The sequence below is a fragment of the Acidisphaera sp. S103 genome (genome assembly GCF_009765975.1).
Lineage (GTDB): Bacteria > Pseudomonadota > Alphaproteobacteria > Acetobacterales > Acetobacteraceae > Rhodopila.
In genome coordinates this window covers 193,747-203,861 of record NZ_LMUJ01000060.1, presented here as the reverse complement: position 1 = coordinate 203,861, position 10,115 = coordinate 193,747, and the positions used below count along the sequence as shown (strand labels likewise).

Here is a 10,115-nt window from a genome sequence, read left to right as displayed (position 1 = left end):
GTGCGCCCGGTCTACCCGATACCGCGTTCCTGGAAGACTTCCTGTGCGATGCGGGCCGCGGTCATCGATCCGGGCCAACCTGAATAGAAGGCGAGGTGGGTGATGACCTCGGCGATTTCGTCTTTGGTCACCCCGTTGTCCAGTGCTCGTGCCAGATGGCCGCGGAGCTGTTCCGGGCGGTAGGTGCCGATCAGCGTGGCCAGGACGACCAGGCTGCGGTCGCGCTTGCTGAGGCCGGGGCGTTCCCAGATGTCGCCATAGATGACGTTCTCGGTGACTTCGATCATCTTGGGGACGGTGGAACGGACGGCGTCACGCGCGTTGGTGGGCGGTTTGGTCATGAGTATTGCCTTGGGTGGTTTGAGGCGCTTGGGGAATGAAAACGTGGCGCTTTGAACGTCATGGCCGGGCGTGTCCCGGCCATCTGCGCTTCGTCCGTTGGTGCGAAGGTGGCCGGGGGAGGCCCGGCCATGACGGATAGGCCAAAGCTGATCCGGCCTGAACGCAACGTCGCAGCGGCTAATACCCCTTGGTGCCCTGGACTTCGGTTTCGGCGGCGTCGAAGTTGCACTCAACCGAAATGCCGTCCGGGTCCAGGTAGAACAGTTGGGTCATGTTCAGCCGCGGCAGCACGCGTTCGTCGAACTTGATGTCGCGTGATTGCAGGTTGGCGCGCATCTCCTTCAACCCGTTGCAGGAGAAAGCGATGTGATCCAGGCGGCCGGTGGCGGCGGGGTAGGACGGGCCGTCGACGATGACGGCGTCCTCGGCGCGGTAGCCGATCAGGTGTACGGTGGGGACGTCACCGCAGTACAACCAATAGCCGGGGAAGGTCAGCGGCGGACGCTCACCGACTTTCAGGCCGACGATGTCCTGATAGAAATCCTTCGTACGTTCCAGGTCGCGGACCTTGATCGTGTAGTGGTTCAGCGATTGTGCGGGCATTTTTGTTCCCCTCTCAGAATTGGTTTTCGGGTGGCAGGCCAAGCATGATCTGCCCGACCGATTCGTAGTGAAGCTGGCGGCCTTGCGACTGTTGCGACACCGTTTGGATATCGCGCAGCCGGCGTTCGAACGGTTGCGATTCGAAAACGGCGATCGACCCGGCGCAGTGGAACATGGTGTTCACCGCTTCCCGCGACTGGTTGATCGCCCAGGTGGAGGCAAGGCGCATCATCGCGGCGTGGTGGTCCGTCATCTCACCGTGTTCGATGACGTAATCGTAGATCTCATCCAGCGTATTATGCAGGAACGCGCGCGCCGAATGCCATTTCGCCTCGCACTGCGCCAGTTGCGATTGCACAACGTTATTCTCCCGAAGCGGCTTGGACGCACCGCGCGACACCTTGGTGGCGGGCAACTCCAGGAACGCATCGATCAGGCCGCGGGCGAGGCCCAGGCCGACGCCGGCGAAACCGGCGGAATAGAGTTGGCTGCTGCCGAAACGATACAGCGGCCCGTCTTCGCGCCGATCCACAGGCTTGTCGCGCAGCATCGTGTGGTCCTCGGGGACGAACAGGTCCTTGACCACGTATTCGTTGCTGGCAGTGCCGCGCAGGCCCAGCGTGTGCCAGATATCCACCATCGTCACGCTGGATTTCGGGAACAGCATGGTGCGGATTTCCTTGCGCCCCTTGACCTTCATGTGCGCACCCAGCCAGGTCGCGTTCTGGCTGCCGCTGGCGAAGCGCCAGGTGCCGGAGATGCAATATCCGCCGGGGACGGGTTCGGCCTCAAACGGGGCGCCGGGCGGTCCCCAGGCCAGGATGCCGTCGACCGAACCGAAGATCGACTTCGCCACATCCGGGGCCAGATAGGCGGCGGACATCGAGCAGCCATTGCCTTGGCACACCACCCAGGCGGTGGAGCCGTCGGCGGCGGACAGTGCTTCGGTCACGCGGGAGAAATCGGACGGTTTCAGTTCCATCCCGCCGATCGAGCGGGGTTGCAGCATGCGAAAAAACCCGCCTTCCTTCAGGGCCTTGACGATCGGTGGGGTCAGTTCGCGGCGCTGGTTGACCTCATCCCCCTCCTGCTTCAGCAGGGGATGCAGCGCTCGGGCGCGTGCGATCTGGGGGTGGATTTCGGTCATCGAGGAGCCTCCGCAACATGGCGTGTACGCCGTTGTCCGCAACGATGGCGCATTTCCGGGCTTATGAAAAGCTACTCGCCCAGGGGGACGACGACCTTGGGGACGACGACTTTGTCCCCCAGTTCCTCGTCGATGGCGACGATGGTCTGCTTTCCGGTTTCGAAACCAAAGAACAGAAAGGCGCAGCCACAGAGGATCATCCAGGCGGTGAAATAGGCGAAGGATGGGCCGATGGCGTCGATCGTCGCCTTTGGGGTGATCATGTTCGAGGAACCGACGATCATTGCAAGACCGAGCGGACCGATGATTTTGCCGATGCCGCCGAACCCGTAGGATGCGCCCATGCCGGTGGTGCGCAGGCGGGTGGGCCAGACCTCGGACAGATAGGGGCCGATGATGGCGAAACCGCCGTCGTAGAAGAAGTCGGCGACGACGATGAAAAGCCAGAGCAGGGAGATGCCATGCACGTAGCCGTTGTGCAGCAGGCCGGCGGCGGCGATCATGATGGCGCCGCCGAAGCCGGCCAGCATGCCGGCGTTGCGGCGGCCGATGGCGTCGGACAGCCAGGCGAAAGCGATGCGGCCGATGATGCCGGACAGCTTTACCCACAGGAACAGATAGGCGGCGTAGGCCGGCGTGACGCCGAGTTGCAGCACGAACAGGGTCGGCGCCCACAGGCCGATGCCGTAGGCCGCGGTCTGCGCACCGATGCTGGCCATGAACGAGACGGCGAGGCTTTTCGGATAGCGGAACAGGTCGGACCAGGGCGCGACGTCCTGTTTCGGGGCTTTGTTTGGCAAGCGCAGGTCCGACGGCGGGATTTTCAAGGCCCAGGCCAGGGATTTACGGGCTTCTTCGGCTCGGCCCTGGCTGAGCAGCCAATGGGGTGATTCGGGGACCCAGGCGCGTATCAGCAGGGTGAAAAGGGCAGGGATGACGCCGATCAGGAACAGGCCTCGCCAGCCGATGACGTCGGTGGTGAAGGCGGCGAAGGAGGAGGCGATCATGACACCGAGCGGGATGAAGACGGTGACCAGGCCGCCGATGAAGCCGCGCATGCGGGCGGGGACGAATTCCTGCACCAATGGCAGGTCGACACAGTACAGGCCGCCGACGCCGAAGCCGACGAAGAAACGGAAGGCCGACAGGAACCACCAGCCGTTTTCAGGCGTGAAGGCCAATATGCCGCTGGCGAGGGAAAAATTGACGACGGTGGCGATGAAGACTTTCCGGCGACCGTAGACGTCGGCGAGGCGGCCCCAGATGAAGGCACCCAGAATAGCCCCGACGCCGGAGGACAGCAGGATGATGGCGGATTGACCGAAGGTCAGGTGCCAGGGCTTGATGATGAAGGCGAGCACGAAGCCGATCAGGTAGTAATCGAAGAATTCCAGCATATCGCCGATGATTGCCGCGGCGATGATCTTGATCTGGTTGCTGGTCAGCGACTTGGCCTGATCCAGGCGGTTGAACATCATGGCTGCCTCCCCGTCCCGGCTTGGTCCGGGTTATCCCAGGGAACGGTGCCTGAAACGGTGGCGGCGTCAAGGTTGAGCGCCGCCGTTCGGGATCAGTGTGCTGGTGGTACGGCGGCGGCGGCGGTGGGTGTGATCTCGAACGTTGCGTACGCGTTGGCGCTGACGAAGGGGCCGCGCACACCGCCACGATTGTTGATGTTGGCGCCCACGTTGACCATGACGACTTTGCAGCTTCCTTTCAGTGAAACACTGAGAATGTCGCATTCGTGGTTGACGATATCGTACAAGGATTGGGTGGTGCTTGCGATCAGGCTGCTCAAATCCGATGTGGAGGTGGCGGCAGGCGCGGGCTGCGACATTTGGAAGTTTGCCGTAACGGTCTGGACGCCGTGCTCACCGATTGTCATGGATATCATGTTCTGTGCATAAGCGCACGGCGCGATGGTCAGCGCCATGAGGACGGCGGCGTATACTCGTTTCATCTGGACCTCGGGTGGATTGGAGGTCGATGTGCAGGCGAACCGTATCGCTGGTCAAGGGGGCGGGCGTTCGTCTGTTTCGTTCAAGTAAGCGTGGCCGGGTCAGGCGGCGGCGGTTCGCGCGACGCTGACCAGCGCCGCCTCCAGCCGTTTCGCGACTTCATTCGCCATCGAAACCGGCGTGGCGGCAAACCCGATCACCAAACCGTTCATCCTCGGCGTCCCGGGATAGTACGCCCGCAGTGGCGATACCGCCAGGTCCCGCATCCGGCTGGCTCGGACGGCGGCGCTTTCGTCCATGTCGTCGGGCAGGCGTGCGACCATGTGCAAGCCGCCCGGCGCGGCCAACGCGACGGCACGGTGAACGTGGCGGGCCATCGCCTCCAGCAGGGCATCGCGGCGGCGGGCATATTCGGTGCGCATCTTGCGGATATGCGGGGACAGCAGGCCCTGGCGCATGAACTCCGCCAAGGTGGCCTGGGTGAACCCGTCGGTGCCGCGATCGGTCAGGGTGCGCAGGCGGACGAAGGCGGCGACCAGGGGCGGCGGCACGATAGCGAAGCCGATGCGCAGCGCGGGTGCCAGGGTTTTGCTGAACGTGCCACAGTAGATCACCTGGCCGGCCTTATCCAACGTCGCCAGTGGCGGCAGCGGCTTGCCCTCCCAGCGGAACTCCGAGTCGCAGTCGTCCTCCAGCACCCAGGCGTTGGCACGGCGTGCCCAGTCCAGCAGGGCCAGCCGGCGGCCGATCGGCAGCGCACCGCCCAACGGCGTAGCGTGGGACGGTGCGACCAGGGCAAGCCGAGCGTTTGGGGCGATGCGGACACCGGCGGCGACATCAATGCCCTCGGCGTCGCTGGGGATCGGCACGATCTGGGCGCCGGCGGCGAGCAGGGCGCCTCGGCCGGCGATATAGCCGGGGTCCTCGACCCAGACCGGGTCACCGGGGTCCAACAGCAGATCGGCTGCGGTGCGTAGGGCCTGCTGGGTGCCGTTGCTGACCACGATGCAGCCAGGGTCGGCGACCAGGCCGCGGGTAGCGGCCAGGTGGGCGGCGATCTGCTCGCGCAGGACCAGCAGGCCTTGGGGTGGCGGATAGCTGGACAGCTCCCCGGCGAGGGGTTTCATCACACGGGTCGTGCAGCGAGCCCAGGCCTTGACCGGGAACAGGTCGGGGGCGGGCAGGCCGCCGGCCAGCAGCAGGCCCAAAGCGGGGTCACGCGCGCTGGCGGCAGCGGGGATCTCAGCCATGCGGGCACCGCGGGCGGACAGCGAGACGGCGGCCAGAGGTGGAGTCGCGGCCGGCACCGGGGCCTGATCCGGCAGATCGGTCGCCACGTAGGTGCCGCTGCCGGTGCGGCCGCGGACATAGCCCTCGGCGGCGAGGCGTTCATAGGCCAGCACCACGGTCTGCCGGGCAACGCCGAGTTCATGCGCCAGGGACCGGCTGGGCGGCAAGCGTCCCCCTCCGGGAAGAGCGCCGGTCAATATACTGTGACGAAGGTGGTTGAAGACGGCGCTTTGCCGGGTTTGGTCTGGTGCGAGCATAGGTTAGGGTGACTGCCGATTGGTCCAATCATCGGACCCTAATCCCCATTATGTCATGCAAGCAATAGTACAAACATATCGCGCGGCCTTGGGGGACTATTCCCAAGCCGCGCTTTTCCAGACCCAACCAGAAGGGGCTTGTTAGAAGCCCTCGCGCTCCAGCCGCTTACGCTCCAGCTTCCTGGCGCGGCGCACGGCTTCCGCGGCTTCGCGGGCCCGGCGCTCGGACGGCTTTTCGTAATGCCGCCGCAGCTTCATCTCGCGGAAAATCCCCTCCCGCTGCATCTTCTTCTTGAGCGCCTTGAGCGCCTGATCGACGTTGTTATCACGCACGAGGACTTGCACTTGGCCGCCTGCTCCTATCCAGGGCGCCCCCGCCATCGGGTGCGCAAAAACGTCCGCCGTCAGGGATTCCGACGCGGGGGCTGGCGCTATACCATGGTCGTGGATACTTACAAGTCCATTTTCCGCCACCAGGGGCACGACGCGCACATGGCCATACTGAAAATCGCCCGGATGGGCCACCCGGTTTTGCTGCAAAAGTGCGCTCCGGTGGCCGATCCTGGCGCCCCGGAGATCCGCCGCCTTGTCGCCGATATGATCGAGACGATGGAGGACGCGCCCGGTGTCGGGCTGGCCGCGCCGCAGGTGTATCAGCCGCTGCGCCTGTTCGTGTTCCGCGTCCCCGGCGGACGGGAAACCAAGGATCCCGAGGACACCGCCTCGGCCACTAGCGTGCTGATCAATCCGACGGTCGAGCTGATTGGTGAGGAACGCGCGCTGGCCTGGGAAGGCTGCCTGTCGATCCCCGATCTGCGCGCGGCCGTGCCACGGGCCACACGCATCCGTTACCGCGGGATCGATTGCGACGGGACGGTGATCGAACGCGAGGTGACCGGGTTCCACGCACGAGTGGTGCAGCACGAGTACGACCATTTGGACGGAATCCTCTACACGATGCGGATGACCGATTTTCGCTATTTCGGCTTCACCGCCGAACTGGATCGCGCGGGAGCCACGGGATGATCGCCCCCCCTGAACGGATGCCGGAACGGGACGCAGCAATCCTGGGGATGCTGCCGAACGTGTCATTCGACGGCTGGACCAAGCGGGCACTGCGGGCCGGGGTGCGCGATGCCGGCCTGCCGGCGGACGAAGCGGACCTGCTGTTTCCCCTGGGTACAGTCGATATGATCGAGACGTTCTGCGACCTGGCCGACCGGCGGATGGAAGAAGTGGCGGCCGCGCTGCCGGAAACCAAGCTGTCGGCACGGGTCCGGGCGGTGATCGCGCTGCGGCTGGAGCAGAACCGGCCCTATAAGGAAGCGATCCGCCGGGGGTTGGCCGTGCTGGCCCTGCCGCAAAACGCCCGAGCGGCGGCGAAGTGCACCGCTCGGACCGTCGATGCGATCTGGCATGCGGCTGGAGACCGTTCGGTGGATTTCAGTTGGTATACCAAGCGGGCCATCCTGGCGGCGGTTTACAGCGCGACCGTGCTGTACTGGCTGCGCGACACGTCAGAGGACGATGTAGACACCCTGGCGTTCCTCGACCGGCGCCTGGCCGGCGTTGGACGGATCGGCCGGCTGCGGGGTCGCGCTGAAAGCCTGATCGAGCGGCTGCCGCGGCCGCGCGCTCTACGAATGGGTGACACGGGCTGACGGACACTCTATCTGTGCGGCAAATCCAGCCGGCGCTTCGTCGGCGGGTCCACAGCGCTGGCCCCCGTTAGCAGGTTCATGACCGATACTCCCCTTGAGCGTATACGCAACTTCTCCATCATCGCGCATATCGACCACGGGAAATCCACCCTGGCCGACCGGCTGATTCAGTTCACCGGCGGGCTGACCGCCAGGGAGATGACCGCCCAGGTGCTGGACAGCATGGAGTTGGAGAAGGAACGCGGCATCACCATCAAGGCCCAGACCGTCCGCTTGAGCTACACGGCGAAGGACGGGCTGATCTACGAACTGAACCTGATGGACACGCCGGGCCACGTCGATTTCGCCTACGAAGTCAGCCGCAGCCTGGCCGCGTGCGAGGGCAGCCTGCTGGTGGTGGATGCGTCGCAAGGGGTGGAAGCCCAGACCCTGGCCAATGTCTATCAGGCGATCGACGCGAACCACGAAATCGTGCCGATCCTCAACAAGATCGACCTGCCGGCCGCCGAAGTCGACCGGGTGAAGCAGCAGATCGAGGACGTGATCGGTCTGGACACGTCGGACGCCGTCGAGATCAGCGCCAAGACCGGCTTGAATATCGAGGGCGTGCTGGAAGCCCTGGTGAAGCGCCTGCCGGCCCCGAAAGGCGACGCGGAGGCGCCGCTGAAGGCGCTGCTGGTGGATAGCTGGTACGACCAATATCTGGGCGTGGTCATCCTGGTCCGGATCAAGGACGGCCGCATGAAGCGCGGCCAGCGCATCCGCATGATGTCATCGGGCGCGGTTCACGCGATCGAGCAGGTCGGTGTGTTCACCCCGAAGATGATCCCGACGGACGATCTGGGACCGGGCGAGATCGGCTTCATCACCGCCGCCATCAAGACGGTCGCCGACTGCAACGTCGGCGACACCATCACCGACGACCGTATTCCGGCCACAGAAGCGCTCCCCGGGTTCAAGCCGTCAATCCCGGTAGTCTGGTGCGGCCTTTATCCCATCGACGCCGACGATTTCGAGAAATTGCGCGACAGCCTGGGCAAACTGCGTCTGAACGACGCCAGTTTCCACTATGAGCCGGAGACGTCGGCGGCGCTGGGGTTTGGTTTCCGCTGCGGGTTCCTGGGGCTGCTGCATCTGGAGATCATCCAGGAACGGCTGACCCGCGAATTCGACCTCGAGTTGATCGCGACGGCACCGTCGGTCGTTTACCACATTTTCAAGACCAACGGTGAGATGCAGGAGTTGCATAATCCGGTGGATATGCCCGACGGATCGGTTGTCGATCACATCGAGGAGCCATGGATCAAAGCCACGATCATGGTGCCCGACGATTACCTGGGCAGCGTGCTGCAACTGTGCACGGAGAGGCGGGGCCAGCAGGTGGACCTGACCTATGTCGGCAACCGGGCGATGGCGGTCTACCGGATTCCGCTGAACGAGGTGGTGTTCGATTTCTATGACCGGCTGAAATCGGTGTCCCGGGGGTATGCGTCGTTTGATTACGCGATGGATGGGTATGCCGAGAGCGACCTGGTCCGGATTTCCATCCTGGTGAACGGCGACCTGGTGGACGCGCTGTCGTTCATCGCTCACCGTGCCGCGGCGGAGAATCGAGGGCGCCAGATCTGCGCTCGTTTGAAAGATCTGATCCCCAAGCAATTGTTCAAAATCGCCATCCAGGCCGCGATCGGCAGCCGGGTGGTGGCTCGGGAGACGATCAGCGCGCTGTCGAAGGATGTGACGGCGAAGTGCTACGGCGGCGATATCTCGCGGAAACGGAAGCTGCTGGAGAAGCAGAAGGAAGGCAAGAAGCGGATGCGGCAATTCGGGAAGGTGGAAATCCCGCAGTCCGCGTTCCTCGCGGCGCTGAAGATGGATGCCTGATTGGGATCGGCAGTACGTCCAATCCCGTCAGGGCACACGTCTAGCCTCGCCACGGCATGGCGAAGTCCGGGCCATCTGACCCAGCATTGCGTGATTAGGGTTTGCGCCGGGCGTCCGGTCTGGTATTGACCGCCGCCTGTCGCGGGAGAGATGGCCGAGCGGCTTAAGGCGCACGCTTGGAAAGCGTGTGTGCGTGAAAGCGTACCCAGGGTTCGAATCCCTGTCTCTCCGCCAGTCTACGCTATAAGCTTCCATGGTGTCCGAAACGGCCAGGGCGATGTCGCGACGAGCACGGATGCCATCATGGCGCTGACCCGTGACGACTGAATGACGGCCGTATTGATTGACGCCAACGTTCTTCTCGACGTCATGACCGAAGACGCGCGTTGGCTTGCGTGGTCGGCGGTAGCGATCGAACGCGCCGCCGATCGCTACCGCCTCGTCATCAATCCCGTCATCTATGCCGAGGTCTCGATCCGGTATTCGCGGATAGAAGAACTCGACGTTGCACTCCCGAAAACCATGTTCGATCGTGAAGCAATTCCGTACGAAGCTGCCTTTCTCGCAGGCAAGTCGTTGTTGGCCTATCGGCGGAGAGGTGGACCAAAGCAATCGCCACGTCCTGATTTTTTCATCGGCGCCCACGCGGCGGTTGCCGGATATCTGCTGATGACACGGGATGCCGCGCGCTATCGAACCTATTTCCCCAAGCTATCGCTGATCTCCCCGGGTTGAGGTTCGCATCGATGTAGGGCTACGGGGGCGACATAACGCTCATCATCGGGCGCCTCGCCTACCCGCTCTCAGCCCGAGATCTGCTCCAGGATCGCGCGTTGCTGGCTGATGCCCCGCCAGCCGATCAACGCCGCCGGAAGCAACGCACCCGGCACCGTCACATACACATACCACCCGGCATGGCCGGCGAAGGCGGTGCTGGCGAACAGCGCGCCGGCGATCAGCGGGCCGAAGATCG

11 protein-coding genes and 1 tRNA gene are annotated in these 10,115 nt (G+C 64.0%); 5 read left to right on the top strand and 7 right to left on the bottom strand.

Annotated features, from left to right (window positions below; translation table 11 throughout):
- Positions 1 to 11: 11 nt before the first annotated feature.
- The 7 genes from GSQ89_RS19865 to rpsU form a co-directional block, all read right to left on the bottom strand.
- Positions 12 to 341 carry a carboxymuconolactone decarboxylase family protein gene (locus tag GSQ89_RS19865; protein ID WP_158928382.1) on the bottom strand — a complete coding sequence of 110 codons (330 nt, stop codon included), beginning with the start codon at positions 339 to 341 and terminating at the stop codon, positions 12 to 14.
- A 178-nt stretch (positions 342 to 519) separates the two neighbouring features.
- On the bottom strand, positions 520 to 945 hold the full coding sequence (locus GSQ89_RS19860) for a VOC family protein (RefSeq protein WP_158928380.1): 426 nt from the start codon (positions 943 to 945) through the stop codon (positions 520 to 522).
- A 13-nt stretch (positions 946 to 958) separates the two neighbouring features.
- Positions 959 to 2,092: an acyl-CoA dehydrogenase family protein gene (locus tag GSQ89_RS19855; protein WP_158928378.1), complete on the bottom strand. Its 1,134-nt coding sequence runs from the start codon at positions 2,090 to 2,092 to the stop codon at positions 959 to 961.
- Between the two features lie 71 nt (positions 2,093 to 2,163).
- Entirely contained in the window at positions 2,164 to 3,570 is a 1,407-nt protein-coding gene (locus GSQ89_RS19850; RefSeq protein ID WP_216856286.1) for an MFS transporter, read from the bottom strand.
- 92 nt (positions 3,571 to 3,662) lie between these two features.
- Positions 3,663 to 4,025 (bottom strand): hypothetical protein, encoded by a 363-nt coding sequence (locus GSQ89_RS19845; RefSeq protein ID WP_158928376.1) that lies wholly within the window; start codon positions 4,023 to 4,025, stop codon positions 3,663 to 3,665.
- A gap of 126 nt (positions 4,026 to 4,151) precedes the next feature.
- Positions 4,152 to 5,597 carry a PLP-dependent aminotransferase family protein gene (locus tag GSQ89_RS19840; protein ID WP_254073284.1) on the bottom strand — a complete coding sequence of 482 codons (1,446 nt, stop codon included), beginning with the start codon at positions 5,595 to 5,597 and terminating at the stop codon, positions 4,152 to 4,154.
- A gap of 141 nt (positions 5,598 to 5,738) precedes the next feature.
- Positions 5,739 to 5,942, bottom strand: a complete 204-nt coding sequence (gene rpsU / locus GSQ89_RS19835; protein ID WP_048860545.1) for a 30S ribosomal protein S21 — start codon at positions 5,940 to 5,942, stop codon at positions 5,739 to 5,741.
- 147 nt (positions 5,943 to 6,089) lie between these two features.
- Here rpsU and def point away from each other — a divergent pair, with 147 nt between their 5' ends.
- From def to GSQ89_RS19810, 5 genes are all read left to right on the top strand, one after another.
- Positions 6,090 to 6,623 carry a peptide deformylase gene (def, locus tag GSQ89_RS19830; protein ID WP_158928372.1) on the top strand — a complete coding sequence of 178 codons (534 nt, stop codon included), beginning with the start codon at positions 6,090 to 6,092 and terminating at the stop codon, positions 6,621 to 6,623.
- Positions 6,620 to 7,258 (top strand): COQ9 family protein, encoded by a 639-nt coding sequence (locus GSQ89_RS19825; protein ID WP_158928370.1) that lies wholly within the window; start codon positions 6,620 to 6,622, stop codon positions 7,256 to 7,258. Before def ends, GSQ89_RS19825 begins: the two co-directional genes overlap by 4 nt.
- A 78-nt stretch (positions 7,259 to 7,336) precedes the next feature.
- Positions 7,337 to 9,142: a translation elongation factor 4 gene (gene lepA / locus GSQ89_RS19820; protein WP_158928368.1), complete on the top strand. Its 1,806-nt coding sequence runs from the start codon at positions 7,337 to 7,339 to the stop codon at positions 9,140 to 9,142.
- Positions 9,143 to 9,286: 144 nt separating this feature from the next.
- A tRNA-Ser gene (locus GSQ89_RS19815) sits at positions 9,287 to 9,376 on the top strand.
- A gap of 93 nt (positions 9,377 to 9,469) precedes the next feature.
- On the top strand, positions 9,470 to 9,877 hold the full coding sequence (locus tag GSQ89_RS19810) for a type II toxin-antitoxin system VapC family toxin (protein ID WP_158928366.1): 408 nt from the start codon (positions 9,470 to 9,472) through the stop codon (positions 9,875 to 9,877).
- The last annotated feature ends 238 nt before the right edge of the window (positions 9,878 to 10,115 follow it).